Below are 16,380 nucleotides of genomic sequence, written 5' to 3' on the forward strand. Positions count from 1 at the left end.
TTTTCAAGTTATGAAGAGGCAATACGGATATTCGCCTATTTTGGTGCTGATATATCTTATGAAAGATAAGCAAAGGTGTGAAAGACATAGGAAAAAGATTTATCGATTAGCTGCCGAAGAATTGTTTGTATTAATTTTTAGAAGCTTTCTTGATTTTCTGAAATAGAGGTATTTCTGGTATTATGATGCATAGTTTGTTATAGTGGAGTCAATTGTTAATGAAAAGGAGTTGTTTAAATGGCAGTAAATTTACATGATCCTGCTAATGCTTTAGAGAAAGCGATTCGTCAAAGTGATGAATATACAGAATTGAAAAAGATGTATGATACGGTAAATGGAGATCCTTCTGCGAAAGCGATGTTTGATAATTTCCGTAATATTCAATTACAGCTTCAGCAAAAGCAAATGTCTGGTCAAGAAATTACACAAGAAGAAGTAGAACAAGCCCAAAAAACAGTAGCACTTGTTCAACAACACGAAAGTATTTCGAAATTGATGGAAGCAGAACAACGTATGAGCGTATTAATTGGTGAATTGAACCAAATCATCATGAAACCATTAGAAGAGCTTTACGGTCCTGCTCAACAACAATAATAATGACAAAACTCCTCTACTCTTAGTAGGGGTTTTTTATGGTTGCGGGGGCGTTTCCTGTGGCTTATTTAGAAAACAAGAGGAGGACGGCATGCCGCCGTCCTCCATTAGCCAAATTTATTTAATTATTCTTAGAATCTGCTGCCGCCAAGTTGTTGCTCAGCCATTTGTACTAATCTTTTAGTGATTTCGCCACCAACAGAACCGTTAGCACGAGAAGTAGTTTCAGCTCCAAGGTTTACCCCGAACTCTGATGCAATTTCATACTTCATTTGATCCAATGCTTGAGATACTCCAGGAACTAATAATTGATTTGAATTGTTATTTGCCATGATGAATGTTTCCTCCTTGAGTAATTTAATTTGTGTTACGTTTATTATTTTAAAAAAAATGACTTATTTTATTCAAAAAAGTAAAAAGCAATTTTTTCCATTGGTTTGCTATACTACACTACTCGATCCTAAAAAGGATTGCGAGCTTTAAATTAAATTTGAGCGCATAACAGAACGTATTTTACTACCTAACAACGAATCCTCGCATTACAAAATCTTACCGAAATAAATTCATACATCTTTTGTTAATCTTCCCTCAAAAGTTCTATTATGCTTGTTTTCTACATAAATGATATATAAAGACAATACATCGAAGAAATGGGGGAAATTTATGATCTATCGCTTACTAGCTTTAAATATCGATGGTACTCTCCTTCAATCAAATGGCCGCTTAACGAAAGCGACAAAAGAGGCGATTGAATATGTACAGCAAAAGGGAATTTATGTAACGCTTGTAACTGCAAGGAGCTTGCCCTCTGCGAAAAAGGTGGCAAAAGCGTTGAAATTAAATAGTTACATCGTGGCACATGAAGGAGCATTAGTGGCCAATAATGAAGATGATACTATTTTTGTTAAACGAATCGCAGACGACCTTACATCAGATATTGTCCGATTCTTAGAAGGATTCATATGCCAAATTCGTTTGGTACATGAAAAATTCTCACTAGCTAACAAATCAAAACTCCATCATAATATGCTTGCAAAAACGGTCTTATCATCTGGAGATCCAGTCTTTTATTCCCACCAATTTGTCGATGTTTTAAGTGATGTTTTATTAGAAGAACCAGTAAGTCCGCCCAAAATGGAAGTTTATTTTGAAGAGAAAAAAGACTGCGAGGATGCAAAAGAAGTGCTTGGAAAAATGTTTGATAATATCCATATTGTTCAACATAATGAGTTGCGTCTAGATATTTTACCAGCTGGTGTATCGAAACGAAGCGGGTTGTTATTTTTAGGGGAAAAGCTCGGGATAAAGAGCAGCGAAATGGTTGCCATAGGAGACGGATTAGACGATTTAGAGGTAATTGAAGCAGTAGGTCTTGGTGTGGCAATGGGAAATGCTCCAAATCAATTGAAAATTGCAGCGGACTGGGTAACGAGATCTAATGACCAAGAAGGGGTTGCTTACATGGTCAAGGAACACTTCCGTAAACAGCATCCCATTGAGTTTTTGCGCAAGATGAATATTATAAAATAGCTATTATTTATATTTTTATAGGAGGAGAAGTCACGCGGAGACTTCTCCTGTTCCCTTTTCTAGAATAGCTAACAGAAAGTCTTTTGACCTTTCTAGTTATTTTTTTTATACTGCAGTATAATTGGTTAAATAAAGCATGATAATATTCAGAATAAAAGGTGAGTTGAAAAATAACGATGAAACAAATATATATACAAGGATTAACAGATGAACGTTATATTAGGCCATTAGAGCACATAGGCAATTTATTTTTTGAAGATACAAAGGTGCTTTATAGAGAACTAGAAGAAAAAGCAGACCTTCATGTTGAGTTCGAAACAGAAATTATTGGGCATGAATTTATCGTAAAAGGCAAGCTCAAGGAATTAAAAGAAGAAACTATATGTAATAGCCATGCAGATCTTAGTCAGTTAACGGATAAAGAAATATTTAAGCAAATGAAAAAAGCCATTTCCAAAAGTTATTTATTATTGCTGCAAGAGTATACAGGAATGGTGCAAAAATGGGGGATTTTAACAGGTATACGCCCAACAAAACTTCTTCACCGGCATATGCAAAAGCAAACACCGATAGAAGAGGCGCATCAATCTCTTCGTGAGGAATATTTAATGTCCGATGAAAAAATCGAGCTAATGCAGAAAATCATTGATCGCCAATTAGCAGTGATTCCTGATTTATATGATTTGAAAAAAGAAGTAAGCATCTATATTGGAATTCCATTTTGTCCGACAAAATGTGCTTACTGTACGTTCCCAGCCTATGCCATTAATGGACGACAAGGCTCAGTTTCCTCCTTTTTAGGCGGGCTTCATTATGAAATGGAAAAGATAGGGGAGTGGCTAAAAGAAAAAAATATTAATATTACAACCGTCTATTATGGGGGAGGAACACCAACAAGTATTTCAGCAGAAGAAATGGACATGCTTTACGAGCGCATGCATGCTTCTTTTCCAAATGTAGAAAACATTCGTGAAATCACGGTCGAAGCAGGGAGACCGGATACAATTTCGCCAGACAAACTGGAAGTGTTAAAAAAATATAATATCGATCGAATTAGTATTAATCCACAATCGTATACACAACAAACATTAAAAGCGATTGGTAGACATCATACAGTAGAAGAAACAATTGAAAAGTATCATTTAGCACGTAAGCATGGCATGAATAATATTAATATGGATTTAATTATTGGGCTTCCAGGTGAAGGTGTGGAAGAATTTCAATATTCTCTTGATAAAACAGAAGAGTTAATGCCTGAATCACTGACTGTTCATACTCTGTCGTTTAAACGTGCGTCTGAAATGACCCGCAATAAATCTAGATATAAGGTAGCGGATAGAGAGGAAATTCAGGAAATGATGAAGATGGCGGAAGAATGGACAGAGAAACATGATTATGTCCCGTACTATTTATACCGTCAGAAAAATATTCTAGGAAATTTAGAGAATGTCGGCTATTCAAAGAAAAACCAGGAAAGTATCTATAATATTATGATGATGGAAGAACTGCAGACGGTTATTGGTGTAGGCTGTGGAGCGTCCAGCAAATTTATTCATCCTGTTACAGGTAAGATTACCCAATTTTCTAATCCTAAACATCCTAAAACATATAATGAAAGTTTTGTGGAATATACGGATAAAAAAATTGCCTTGTTAAATGAACATTTTTCATTAGAAGCATCTAAATAAAGATCATTAAAAATCTATTAGAACTATTTCCGTTCTGGTAGATTTTTTTGTTTCTGTGATTATTTTCGTATGGAAAAGAAAGACTAGTGTCAAACTAATAAAGGTATTTCACTAAATTGCCATTTTTCTATCGAGAAAAATAGTTGCTTTTTGCAGTAAAAACGAATAACATAGATAATGTTGTTTTTAAATGTTCGTTTTTTGGAGGTTCTTTCATGTTTAAGTTAAAGGAAAATAATACAACTGTGAAAACAGAGTTAATGGCTGGATTCACAACTTTTTTAACAATGGTTTACATAGTAGTAGTCAATCCAGGAATTTTAAAAGAAGCAGGAATTCCATTTGACCAAGTATTCCTAGCAACCATCATAGCAGCTACTATCGGGACATTGTGGATGGCTTTGCTTGCAAATTATCCTATTGCTATTGCTCCGGGTATGGGATTGAACGCATACTTTGCTTTTTCGGTTGTTGGAAATAATAACGTCGATTATACGGTAGCACTCTCTGCAGTATTTGTTGCCGGTATTATTTTTGTTATCTTGTCATTAACATCATTTAGAGAAAAATTAATTCAAGCTATTCCAGATAATTTGAAACATGGAATAACAGCTGGTATTGGTTTATTTATAGCATTTATCGGGTTGAGACAAACGGGAATTATTGTTGCCAATCCAGAAAATCTAGTTGGACTAGGTGATCTTCAGTCTCCCACTGTTATAATCGCCCTTATTGGTTTAGCTATTACGATTGTTCTGTTTAGTTTGAATATAAAAGGTGCGTTATTTATTGGGATGATTGTAACAAGCATTATCGCTTACTTTACTGGTTACTTATCCTTTGAAAATGGAATTATGGCAAGCCCGCATTTACCAGAGGGACTTATCATTAGCAATCCAATTTCAGCATTTGGCGATGTTATTCAACATGGATTGTACGCTGTCGTTTTCTCCTTTTTATTGGTAACGATTTTTGATACCACTGGTACGATGATTGGGGTGGCTGAGCAAGCTGGATTAATAAAAAACAATAAGCTGCCAAAAGCAAGGCAGGCACTTCTTGCTGATTCACTTGGAACATCTGTTGGCGCAATGTTTGGGACAAGTCCAACCACTGCTTTTATTGAATCGACATCAGGTGTTGCAGCAGGTGGCCGTACTGGTTTAACTGGTGTTACAATTGCTGTTTTATTTATTATTTCTGCCTTTTTTGCTCCGTTAGTGAGCAGCATTTCTGGTTTATCTGCTATTACAGCTCCTGCTCTAATAATTGTAGGAAGCTTGATGATGGGGGCAATAAGTGATGTGAAATGGTCAGAGTTTGATGAAGCATTCCCAGCATTTATAGTCATCCTAAGCATGCCGCTTACATCAAGCATTGCAACAGGAATTGCCCTTGGATTTATCTCCTATCCATTATTAAAGCTAGTAAAAGGAAAAGGAAAAACGGTTCATCCACTCGTTTACGTATTTGCCGTATTATTCCTTTATCAATTAGTGTTCTTACCACATTAAAAGGAAAAAGCTGCTGTTAGACTCAATAGAGTATATAGCAGCTTTTTTTTATGAAACTCAATATACATCAGGTTCTATTCCACTCAAGTTTTAATTATTTCTTATTTCCTACAGATAATAGTAATATCCATTGAAACCTTTTACCGTTCTATTCGTATTAAAGAGTGAGGAGGGGATTTTGTGTCATTAGAGCTAAGAAACGTGACAAAAAAATTTGGTTCGTTCACAGCAGTAGATGATTTATCTATTTCGATTCCTGAAAATGAAATGTTCGGCTTTCTTGGAGGCAATGGAGCAGGAAAGACGACAACTTTTCGCATGATTTTAGGAATATTAGAAAGTACAGCAGGACAAATAACCTGGGATGGTAAGCCGATTAATTACTCAACAAGTCCATATATTGGATATCTGCCGGAAGAGCGAGGTCTATATCCTAAACTAAAAGTACGGGATCAGCTTATCTATCTAGCGAGACTTAGAGGCATGGAAAAAAAAGCAGCATTAAATGAGCTAGAATATTGGCTAAACCGCTTTAAGGTTCCTGAATACATGGATAAAAAAGTAGAGGAGCTCTCCAAAGGAAACCAACAAAAAATTCAATTTATTAGTGCTGTTTTACATAAGCCTAAATTATTAATTTTAGATGAGCCATTCAGTGGGTTAGATCCAGTAAATGTGGAGCAGTTAAAAAGTGCAGTAGTAGATTTGAAAAATAATGGAACAAGTATTGTATTCTCTAGTCACCGGATGGAGCATGTCGAGGAATTATGCCAGCATCTCTGTATTATGCATAAAGGAAAGCCTGTTGTTCATGGCTCTCTTAAGGATATTAAGAGAAGCTTTGGGAAGAAGAATGTAACCATACACGCTGATTTTGATTTGACACATTTAATTCGCTATCCAGGCGTATTAAAATTAAAAGAAACAGCAGAAGGTGTTTCTTTGCAAATTGAAGGAGAAGAAGTTGCGGAGCGAATTCTAAATGATATAGTTGGAAAGGGCTTTATTCGCAAATTTGCATTAGAAGAGCCTTCTTTAAATGATATTTTTATCGAAAAGGTAGGTGCTTCTCTTGAATAGTTTTTGGGTTATCTTATTTCATACCTTTTTAAGTAAGTTCAAAACGAAATCATTTCTAATTACAACGGCTATTACCTTAATATTTGTGGTTGCACTAACAAATATTACTACGATTATCGATACTTTTTCTAGTGATGAAGGAAAGACGGAAGTAGCCGTAATTGATCAAAGCAACTCTTTATTACCAGCAATTCAAGAGGCAACAGAGACGTTAAATGAAGATTTAAAATTAGTTGCTTATAAGGACAGTGAAGAAGCAGCAAAACAAGAAGTGGAAGAAGGAAATTATAGTGGTTTACTAATAGTGAATATGGATGAAAGTAAATTACCTATAGCGACTTATTATACCATGGATATTGCAGAAACAACTGTTTCCGATAATATTACCAATAGTATTCAAATGGTTAAAAGTCAATTAGCAGCGAATCAACTCAATTTAACGAATGAGCAGCTTACGAAATTGAATGAACCCGTTGCATTTGAAAAAATTGCTCTTGAGAAAGATGCAAAGACAGAAGAAGAATTAAACCAGGCTAGAGGGTTAGTTTATGTTCTCTTATTCTTAATATACTTTGCCGTTATCCTATATGCCAATATGATAGCGACAGAAGTGGCGACTGAAAAATCCTCACGAGTAATGGAAATTTTAATTTCAAGTGTATCTCCAATTAAGCATATGTTTGCCAAAATTCTGGGAATCGGCTTATTAAGCTTAACTCAGCTGGCGATTTTGATGCTTGTAGGTTATTTTTCATTAACTAACAATGATAGCCTAGGTTCGATGGAAGGATTCTTCGGATTTAGCGAAGTGCCTGTAAGTACCATTATCTATGCGGCGATCTTCTTTATTTTAGGTTATTTCCTATATGCTACTCTGGCTGCATTGCTAGGTTCGCTTGTAAGTAGAATTGAAGATGTGCAGCAAATGATTACGCCAATGACATTATTAATTGTGGCCGGATTTATGATTGCGATGTTCGGATTAAGCGCACCTGATACCACTTTTGTAACAATTACATCTTATATCCCATTCTTTACACCTATGCTTATGTTTATGAGAGTAGGAATGCTGAATTTGCCAGTTTGGGAACCTATTTTAGGAATTGTTGTTTTAGTGGCAACCATTATGATTCTCGCTATTTTTGGTGCAAGAGTATATAAAGGCGGCGTCCTTATGTACGGAAAATCTAACTCTTATAAAGATATTAAAAAAGCCCTGCAGCTAACGAAAAAAGAATAATTCGGAAAATGCCTCATAATAAGTGAGGCATTTTTTATGTTCCAAAACAAGCTGCAAAAGGATAAGAACGTGCATTCGTATTTTTTGCATGGTAGAATAGAAGCAAATAGTTTTAGGACGTGAGAGTATGGAAATATCCTTTATACATTGTGCAGATTTACATTTAGACAGTCCGATGGTTGGGTTGAAGAATTTGCCCGTAACAATACATAACAAACTAAAAGAAAGCACGTTTACTGCATTTAAAAAGGTTATTGATGCAGCCATCAGCAAAAAGGTAGACTTTATAATTATTGCTGGAGATATATACGATGGGGAAGATAGAAGTATAAAAGCGCAAATTCGCTTCCGAAATGAAATGCTGCGCTTAGAGGAAAATCAAATTGAAGTGTATCTGATACATGGAAATCATGATCATTTAAATGGAAGCTGGGTACAAATAGAACTTCCTCCTAATGTTCATGTTTTTCCATCGATGGTAACAGTAAAAAAATATGTGAAAAATAATTTATCGGTGAATCTTTATGGATTTAGTTATGAAACAAGACATATTAAAGAGCGAAGAATTGTTGAATACGAACGAAGCGGTGAGGCAAATTTTCATGTTGGAATTCTGCATGGCAATTTAGAGGGCTCGACTGAACATAGCGCCTATGCTCCTTTTCAAGTAAAGGATTTACTTGCTAAGAAAATGGATTATTGGGCCCTAGGACATATCCATAAACGGGAAATTTTAGAGTCTGTGCCTCCGATTGTCTATCCAGGAAACATTCAAGGACGACATAAAAAGGAAACAGAAGTAAAGGGATGCTATTATGTGGAACTAAGGGATGAGGATGCCAGTTTAGAATTTATTCCAACCTCTGAAGTAATTTGGGAAACAGTGAAAATAGATGCCAGTTTTGTCCATACATTTGATGATTTATACAAGCTCTGTCGAAAAGAAATGGATGCAGTTGGAGATAGGAAATATTCTTACCTTATATCACTAGAGATAGAGAAATTGCGTTTACAAGACTCTTTTCTAGCTTCTGATTTATTGGAGATCCTTCAGCAAGATGAGGTAGATGAGGACTCCTTTGTCTGGGTTAATTCGATAAAAGTACAGGAAAATACAGAATGGTTAAAAGAGAATTTGTTAAGGGAATCGGCATTTTATGAAGAACTATTTGCTGTAACAAAGGATTTCGAACTAGTGAATGAAGCAGTTGCACCTTTATTTCAGCATCCAAAGGCCCATCGCTTTTTAGAAGAGCTTACAGCTGAAGAAAAACAAGAATTAGCGGAAGAGGCAGAAGATTTACTGCTGACAATGCTGGTGAAGAGGGGAGGCAACTAATATGGAATTAAAGAAAATAACGATTTACGGATATGGAAAGCTAGAAAATATAACGTTTTCCATTCACTCCCCTGTTCATGTGTTTTATGGCGAAAATGAGGCAGGAAAATCGACAATTATGAGTTTTATTCATAGCATCTTATTCGGATTCCCCACAAAACAGCAGACGGAATTACGCTATGAGCCAAAGCTGCAGCATAAATATGGCGGGAAATTAGACATCTATTTTCCAAATTTCGGATTAACAACAATCGAACGCGTAAAAGGAAAAGCTACAGGGGATGTGACAGTTACTTTAGCGGATGGAAGAAGAGGACAAGAGGAGCTTCTAGATGAACTATTAGCAGGAATCGATAAAGCTCTCTATCAATCAATCTTTTCTTTTAATTTACATGGATTGCAAAATGTCCAGCAATTAAGAGGAGAAGAGCTGGGGCGCTTTTTATTTTCCACTGGCGCTGTCGGATCTGACCGCTTATTGAAAGTAGAAAATGAGCTGCAGAAGGAACTAGATGTACGCTACAAGCCTAGCGGGAAGAAGCCTGTCCTTAATGAAAAACTGCAAGTTTTACGAGATAAGCATAGCCAATTAAAAAGTGCAGAGAAGGATAATAATCAATATGAACAATTACTTGCAAAGAAAAGAAAGATTGAACAAGAGAGACAGCTGACAGAAGCAGAGTTAAAAAAAGAAGAGCATGAAAAATGGTTATTGGAAGAATGGATTAAAATTAGAGGGATGGTACGTGAGCAGGAATTGTTAGAGCAAAAATTAGCTACCTGCAAAGACTTCAATTTTCCTCAAAATGGATTAATGAGATGGGAAGCCTTGAAGGAGAAATTGCTTTCTGTAGAAGCTGAAATTCAGCATATAGAAGCACGGATGGAAGAAATGGAACAAGAAATAGCAAGCATTCCTATACAGGAAGAACTTCTTATCGCTGAAAATAATATCTTACTTGCTGTTGAAAAGTTCCCCGTATATGAACAATTACAAAATCGGCAGACGCAAGTTGAAAATCAAGTTAAAAAGATAGAAGAAGATATTGATAGTTTAAAGAGTAAATTGCATTTACCGATTGAAGAGAAAATGTTATTGAAGGAAAGTAATACAAGCATCTTTTTAAAAGAGCAATGTGCACAAGCTGCTTCTAAGCAACGGAGATTAAAAGAGCAGAAAGAAGAGCTTGACGAGCGGCTAAAGGCTGAGCAAACAGCTTTAGAATCCTTAGAAGAGGCAGTGAAGGAGAATAAGCAGAGGCTCTTGCCAAAAGAAGAAAGAGCTAGATTAGAAGAACGTATAAATGCAGATCATCAATATAGCTGGAACAAGGAAAAAGCAGATTTACTTTCTAGAGAAATAAATCAACTGGAAGATCAGAGGAAGTTAGAAGAGAAACGCATGAAGCATAATACAATGATAACTAGTGTTTTAACGGTGTTTCTTCTACTGGCTGGAGCGGGAGCTTTGTTTTTTGAGCAATGGTTCATAACCCTTATTTGCTTTGTTGTATGTGTTGTTTATGTGTTGTTTTTCCTGTCTGGAAGAAAACTAGCTAAAAATGAAATCAGCAAAAAAGAGAAGAGATTAGTACTTATTAAGGAAGAACGTACTCAGTTAGTCGAAAGCTTTGAAAAGGGACAAGGCATTTCTCGTTATGAAGCTCAGAAGTTTGAAGAGGATACGACGAGAAGAGAGAAATTCACACAACTCCAATTTAAATTGGAGCAGCAAAATGAAAGCTATGAGAGGGTATTAGAGGCATTTGAAAAGTGGGAAGGGGATTTTCTTTCCCATCAGAAGTTGTTAAGACAATTGGCTAATGAACTTAACATTCCATATGAACTAGCGACACAACAAATATATGATGCCTTTTTATTAATTGAAGAATGGAAAGGAAAAGATAGAGAAAGAAATTCCTATCATCAAGAATTGGAGGAGATTCATCGAGAGAGTGAGGAAATTATTAGCAAAATCAGCTATTTCTTCAAAACTTTTATAGGAGATGAGAAAGATACAATTGCTAATATGTGCTACCGTTTAAAAACGACACTAAAGGAAGAAAAAAAGAAAACGGATCGAAAAGAAGCATTACGGACAAAGCAAACAGAACTATCAGAGGATCTGGATAAATACCAAACAGAATATAATCGCTATGCAGAAGAAAAGGCTGCGCTATTTTCCTTTGCAGATGTTACGGATGAAGAGGCATTTCGTGAAAAGGCCACCTTGGAAATGGAGAGAGCTAAATATAAAGAAAGACTTGCTGCGATTAACGTTCAATTAGAAATGACTAATATAGCAAAAGAGCATATTTCATTGTATCAACAAATTCTAAATCCTGAGCTGCAATTAGAGGAAAAGAAAAAGCGGATGGATAAATTAGCTTCTCGCTTACAGGAACTCGTAGAAGAGGCAGCAGCAACTAACTTTACCATTTCTAGAATTGAAGGCGGAGGGACATATACAGATTTATTACATTCCTTTAAACAAGCTCAGTCGGAATTTAAGGAAGATGTGAAAGAATGGGCAAAGTTTGCTATAGCAAAACAGCTGTTAGCGAAAACCGTTGAACAATATAAACAAAAACAGCTGCCCGCTATGCTGCAAAAGGCAGAGGACAATCTCGCTTTTCTAACGGAAGGGAAATATATTCGGATTGTTCCCAAGGAGGAAGGAGCTGGGTTTTTAGTAGAGAGTCAGCATCATCTTTTTTATGAAGCGAAGGAATTAAGCCAGGGAACGACTGAACAGCTTTACTTATCCATTCGCATTGCTTTGGCACAAACATTTTATAAAAGCTTTTGTTTTCCGTTTATTATTGATGACAGCTTCGTTAATTTTGATGAAAAACGTACAGAAAAAGTGATCCAATTACTAAAGAATTGTAAGCAAAATCAGCTGATTTTCTTTACTTGTCATCGTCATCTACTAAAATACTTTCCCGATGAAAGCTTGCATGTATTACCAGTAGAGGAAAGAGAAACAAGCTTATAAAGTTGGAATGACTTCGTGCTATACTAAATAAAGAGAAAGATAAAGGAGAGAGTGAGTTGGAGAAAAAAGGAGTACTTCAGTATGAAGTTGGGGAGCAATTTGAATCTTATTTATTAATAAAGAATGCAACAAAGGCTATTACAAGTAACGGAAAACCGTTTATGACGCTTATTTTTCAAGATAAAAGTGGAGAAATTGAAGCAAAGCTTTGGGATGCTACAGAAATGGATGAGCAGAGCTATCGTCCGGAAACGATTGTAAAAGTGAATGGAGATATTCAAAGTTATCGTGGAAAACTGCAATTAAGAATTCGCCAAATAAAGGTGGCAACAGGAGAAGAGGGCATTCGATTGGCTGATTTCCTTGAAACAGCGCCCCTAACTACAGATGAAATGTTAAGTAAAATCACACATTACATTTTTGAAATGCAGAATCCTAATATACAAAGAATTACAAGACATTTAGTAAAGAAGCATCAAGAGGCATTTTTACAATATCCAGCAGCAACGAAAAATCATCATGAATTTGTTTCTGGATTAGCGTATCATGTTGTTAGTATGCTTGATTTGGCGAAGGCGATTGCCTCTCTTTATCCGAGCTTGGATAAAGATTTGCTATATGGAGGAATCATTCTTCACGATCTTGGCAAAGTAATTGAATTATCTGGACCGATTTCTACTTCTTATACTTTGGAAGGGAATTTGCTTGGACATATTTCTATTATGATTAATGAAATAGGAAAAGCAGCAGATGAGTTAGGGATAAGAGGAGAAGAAGTAGTAATACTTCAACACTTAGTATTATCCCATCATGGGAAACCTGAATGGGGAAGCCCGAAAGCGCCGTTAATTAAAGAAGCGGAAATTTTACACTATATTGATAATTTAGATGCCAAAATGAATATGCTAGATCGTGTGTTAGATAGAGTGAAACCAGGTGAATTTACGGAAAGAGTATTTCCGTTGGAAAATCGTTCTTTCTATAAGCCGACATTCCATAAATAAAACTAAGGAGGAGTTCCCATGGGGTTCTCTTCCTTTTTGTGTTTTGAGGGGCTAATATACTTAACTTCCAGCTAGATAATTACGTTCAAGGGAATAATCTAGTTTTTCTAGCATAGGATGAAATAAAAGATAGAAATTACTAGAAAGGGGAAGTTTTCAATGTTAGGAATTCCACTTTGGGTTATTTTTGTATTAGGAGGAATTGCGATTAGTGCCTTTATGGCTGTTAAAACCGGGAAAGAGGATAGAGCGGCAGAAAATGAAATAATTGAACGAGAAGGAGAGGTTTATATGAAAAGGCTGGAAGAAGAGAAAAAACGTAGAGATGGGGAAGAAAGAGTGTATGAGAATTAAATAGGTACTTAGATATTTCAGAAGTGTAGAAATAGAGAAGATTGGTGCAGGCTTTTAGAGAAAGCGGCTTGAATGCTCCAAAAAACTTCAAATAGCGTTTAGAAAACTCGGTCACTATTACGTAACTTGTTTTATCTAATTTTCAATGTCAGGAAACAGGACATCAGCCTTATGGAAATTGGAAGAAGATAGGCGAGCATATAACAGTCTGAAAAGGCCAGAAGAGGTATTTTTTAATATCACAAAGGATGAAATGTATAAGATTCCTTCCTAACTAGTGTTTCATGTAGGGGAGTGAATTTTATAGATAAGATCCTTTGTTTTTTTTTGCTAATCTAGCCCCTATCTTTTTGCTCTTACTATCCCTATAAAAAAATGGGTATATGTCCTGTTCCGAAATTAGGGCAAATACATATGATAAATTGAGCTTGAAAAAGAGCTCTAAAGAATTCGCTCTTAGCAAATTCAGAGGGTTGTTACGGTTTATAGAGAAAAAAAGACAATAAGAATGATGGACTATTCATAATAATGCTCCTAACAGCAATGTCTTTTATTTAGATCTAGCTTCTTAATATGTGACCAATAGGGCTTAGTGTGATTTTATATGTGCAAACATTATTGGGCATGAAAGGATATTAGCTATCAAATAAAAGAAAGAAAAAGAACCGAAACACCATGAAATGAATGAACAAATGGTAGCAACCTTAAAGGAGGTGTTACTATGGGTAACGTTTACGGCGGAGGTTTTGCTTTAATCGTTGTATTGTTTATCTTATTAGTTATCGTTGGCGCTGCATGGCTGTAAGCTATAAGCGTATTAACGGCAATCTTACTAGGGAGGTTGCCTAATATGCGCCAAAACACAACTGGAACGATAAAGAGAGGAGGAATCTTCATGTCTGGTGGAGGAGTTTACGGTGGAGGCTTTGCTTTATTAGTAGTACTATTCATCTTATTAGTAATCATCGGAGCAGCTTGGCTATAAGTTGATCTGAAGAAATATAAAAAAGAAGCAGTGCGATAGTGGTTGCTTACCAACTATCACACTGCTTCTTTTCTACATAGCTTGTTAAAAAAGAATATCTACATAGGAAGAAATCAACAAAATTGTAATAAGAACATTTATTGTTCGAAAAACTTTTGGCTGCTTTTCTTCAGGAATTTCTTTTTGTAAGCATAAAGCATTTGTAAGTCTATTAATATTATATAAAATAAAAATAGCTAAAATAATAAAAATGGAGATCATCATTGATTCCCTCCTTATAAGCGGAATTTATTGTATGTTATTTACATTATCAAATAAAAGGATAAAAAGATAGTATTATAAACTTTTTTAGATGTAAACTTGGAGATTTTGTTCTGGAAAGAACTTAGATGACTCCTTATAATCTATCAATAAGAAAGAATGATTAACATTCAATCTAGTTTTATATCATTATATGTGTGACGAAACAATAATAGAATCCTTTTACGATAATTCACTTACATTATTTATTAATATCTCAAATCCATCCTCATTTTCTTCTACATAACAAGAGCGCGGAGAATGCCATAGATTTTTTATGCGAATAAAATCAGGAACACAAATCCCTGTATGATAAGCGAAAAGCATTAAAAAATAATGAACATAACTTGTAAAAAGGAAACAAGATAGAAATAATACTCCACTAATGATCACAAATGGAATAATTAAAGCAAAGAGAAACTGCATTTTACCAATCGGCTCTTTAACTTGAATATGAAGAATCGGTAAAAATTGTAAATGCTTAGTCCATGTTTTTTTAATTTTATCGCCTAAATGAAGCATTGGTAATAAATGTAGTAGCTTGTGTAATGGATACATAAGTAAAAACATTGCCATAAATAGTAAAAAGTAATCGTCAGAAAGTTTGTTATGTGCAAAATAGCTTATAATTGGTACATATAGAAACAGAAAACAACCAATCATTGTCATAGTGGACAAAATAAATAGGCGCTGAGCTCCATATTTTTTATGGAAGTTGACAGTCTTCCAACAGTTCATGGTAATACCCTCCATAGGGAGAAATTTTTAGTTACTTGTGATGATACGTTCTTGCTTGAATAACTAATAATTGGAAGAATATCTTTTCCTTGTCTTATCTTGCGTTTTAGTCAAGCGAACTCACCTTGCTACTTTACGATGAATAGAGTAAAAAATCAATAGTCTCTTTATACAAATTTATGACATTTTTTATATTTAGTAATTATAAGAAGAAGAAAACCTATTCTCTATGTATTTTTTGTTTGAATTTTCCGAAAAAAAGATAAGAAAGCAATCTGCCTTCTTATCTTTTTTACCACCGGTCTAGATTGTCCCAAACCTGGAGTCCTATTCCCCAATTTAATATTATCTCTATTTAGTAAATACTGGTTCTTTTTGCTTTAAATGCCCTTCATCTTCTTCCAAAATATCGTCAAGATTAGTAAAGGATTTCTCAAAAATTTCAATGAAATTGTCCCCATAAATATGTTTAACAATAGTCATTATGTCTAAAAGCTCCGGAAACTTTCCATATAAATTCTTGATTGGTAAGGAGGCGGATAGAGCTGAACTGTTGCTTGGATTGTATTCTTCCATAATTTGAACAAACACTTTTTTACCTTTGTCAGTAAGGCAAATATACGTGTTTCTCTTATCATTTTCTTTTTTCGAGAATTCTAGTAGTCCTCTTTCTTCTAATTTCTTCGAAAAATTAAATGCAGTTGAGACATGCATTACACCGAAATTTGCTACATCTGAAATAGAAGCGCCATTTAGCTGATAAGCAATCCAGAGTATATGGTGTTCATTAATATTTAAATCATATGGTTTAATCCAATTTTGCCAGTCCTTCTCAATCGCCTTCCATAATGCTTTACTAAGTTGTCCAATTCTTTGTGTGAAGAGTAAAGCGTCTTTCATTGAAATCTGACTTTCATCCATCCAAAATTCACCTACTTTTCTGTTATCTATAAACATTATGCCAATAAAACAAAAATTAATAAAGATAAAAATTAACAAAATTTTTAGAAATAAGA

16 protein-coding genes are annotated in these 16,380 nt (G+C 35.0%); 12 read left to right on the forward strand and 4 right to left on the reverse strand.

Features of this window, described 5'->3' with window-relative positions:
- Positions 1-237: 237 nt before the first annotated feature.
- Complete coding sequence (locus NST77_RS02125) at positions 238-594, forward strand: YlbF family regulator (protein WP_047943039.1); 357 nt, start codon at positions 238-240, stop codon at positions 592-594.
- A gap of 131 nt (positions 595-725) precedes the next feature.
- Here NST77_RS02125 and NST77_RS02130 read toward each other — a convergent pair whose 3' ends face one another.
- Positions 726-926, reverse strand: coding sequence for an alpha/beta-type small acid-soluble spore protein (locus NST77_RS02130; RefSeq protein WP_047943041.1), 201 nt, complete (start codon positions 924-926; stop codon positions 726-728).
- A 331-nt stretch (positions 927-1,257) separates the two neighbouring features.
- Here NST77_RS02130 and NST77_RS02135 point away from each other — a divergent pair, with 331 nt between their 5' ends.
- The 11 genes from NST77_RS02135 (at position 1,258) to NST77_RS02185 (ending at position 14,326) form a co-directional block, all read left to right on the forward strand.
- A complete protein-coding gene (locus NST77_RS02135; protein WP_095330118.1) occupies positions 1,258-2,124 on the forward strand; it encodes a Cof-type HAD-IIB family hydrolase in 867 nt (288 codons plus the stop codon).
- Positions 2,125-2,300: 176 nt separating this feature from the next.
- The gene (locus NST77_RS02140) at positions 2,301-3,812 is read left to right on the forward strand and encodes a coproporphyrinogen III oxidase (RefSeq protein WP_095330117.1); all 1,512 of its coding nucleotides are present in this window, start codon (positions 2,301-2,303) and stop codon (positions 3,810-3,812) included.
- Positions 3,813-4,027: 215 nt separating this feature from the next.
- Positions 4,028-5,326: an NCS2 family permease gene (locus NST77_RS02145; protein ID WP_123257213.1), complete on the forward strand. Its 1,299-nt coding sequence runs from the start codon at positions 4,028-4,030 to the stop codon at positions 5,324-5,326.
- 180 nt (positions 5,327-5,506) lie between these two features.
- Positions 5,507-6,406 carry an ABC transporter ATP-binding protein gene (locus tag NST77_RS02150; RefSeq protein ID WP_095330115.1) on the forward strand — a complete coding sequence of 300 codons (900 nt, stop codon included), beginning with the start codon at positions 5,507-5,509 and terminating at the stop codon, positions 6,404-6,406.
- Positions 6,399-7,646, forward strand: coding sequence for an ABC transporter permease (locus NST77_RS02155; protein WP_095330114.1), 1,248 nt, complete (start codon positions 6,399-6,401; stop codon positions 7,644-7,646). The genes NST77_RS02150 and NST77_RS02155 overlap by 8 nt, the downstream gene beginning before the upstream one ends.
- 127 nt (positions 7,647-7,773) lie before the next feature.
- On the forward strand, positions 7,774-8,985 hold the full coding sequence (locus NST77_RS02160) for a metallophosphoesterase family protein (RefSeq protein ID WP_095330113.1): 1,212 nt from the start codon (positions 7,774-7,776) through the stop codon (positions 8,983-8,985).
- Between the two features lies 1 nt (position 8,986).
- Positions 8,987-11,983, forward strand: a complete 2,997-nt coding sequence (locus NST77_RS02165) for an ATP-binding protein (RefSeq protein ID WP_341122702.1) — start codon at positions 8,987-8,989, stop codon at positions 11,981-11,983.
- A gap of 56 nt (positions 11,984-12,039) precedes the next feature.
- Positions 12,040-12,987 (forward strand): 3'-5' exoribonuclease YhaM, encoded by a 948-nt coding sequence (yhaM, locus tag NST77_RS02170; protein ID WP_095330111.1) that lies wholly within the window; start codon positions 12,040-12,042, stop codon positions 12,985-12,987.
- 159 nt (positions 12,988-13,146) lie between these two features.
- Positions 13,147-13,341, forward strand: a complete 195-nt coding sequence (locus tag NST77_RS02175; protein ID WP_095330110.1) for a sporulation YhaL family protein — start codon at positions 13,147-13,149, stop codon at positions 13,339-13,341.
- 721 nt (positions 13,342-14,062) lie between these two features.
- The gene (locus tag NST77_RS02180; RefSeq protein WP_035416275.1) at positions 14,063-14,146 is read left to right on the forward strand and encodes a YjcZ family sporulation protein; all 84 of its coding nucleotides are present in this window, start codon (positions 14,063-14,065) and stop codon (positions 14,144-14,146) included.
- Positions 14,147-14,236: 90 nt separating this feature from the next.
- Positions 14,237-14,326 carry a YjcZ family sporulation protein gene (locus tag NST77_RS02185; RefSeq protein ID WP_035416274.1) on the forward strand — a complete coding sequence of 30 codons (90 nt, stop codon included), beginning with the start codon at positions 14,237-14,239 and terminating at the stop codon, positions 14,324-14,326.
- Between the two features lie 84 nt (positions 14,327-14,410).
- Here the strand turns inward: NST77_RS02185 and NST77_RS02190 are convergent, their stop codons facing one another.
- The 3 genes from NST77_RS02190 to NST77_RS02200 all read right to left on the reverse strand — a co-directional run bounded on the left by NST77_RS02190 (position 14,411) and on the right by NST77_RS02200 (position 16,285).
- Positions 14,411-14,590 carry a hypothetical protein gene (locus tag NST77_RS02190; RefSeq protein ID WP_035416273.1) on the reverse strand — a complete coding sequence of 60 codons (180 nt, stop codon included), beginning with the start codon at positions 14,588-14,590 and terminating at the stop codon, positions 14,411-14,413.
- 219 nt (positions 14,591-14,809) lie between these two features.
- Positions 14,810-15,364 (reverse strand): DUF3267 domain-containing protein, encoded by a 555-nt coding sequence (locus NST77_RS02195; RefSeq protein WP_095330109.1) that lies wholly within the window; start codon positions 15,362-15,364, stop codon positions 14,810-14,812.
- A gap of 351 nt (positions 15,365-15,715) precedes the next feature.
- The gene (locus NST77_RS02200) at positions 15,716-16,285 is read right to left on the reverse strand and encodes an HTH-type transcriptional regulator Hpr (RefSeq protein ID WP_047943056.1); all 570 of its coding nucleotides are present in this window, start codon (positions 16,283-16,285) and stop codon (positions 15,716-15,718) included.
- Positions 16,286-16,380: the final 95 nt, after the last annotated feature.

This window comes from Niallia sp. FSL W8-0177 (assembly GCF_038006285.1).
Classification (GTDB): domain Bacteria; phylum Bacillota; class Bacilli; order Bacillales; family Cytobacillaceae; genus Niallia; species Niallia circulans_A.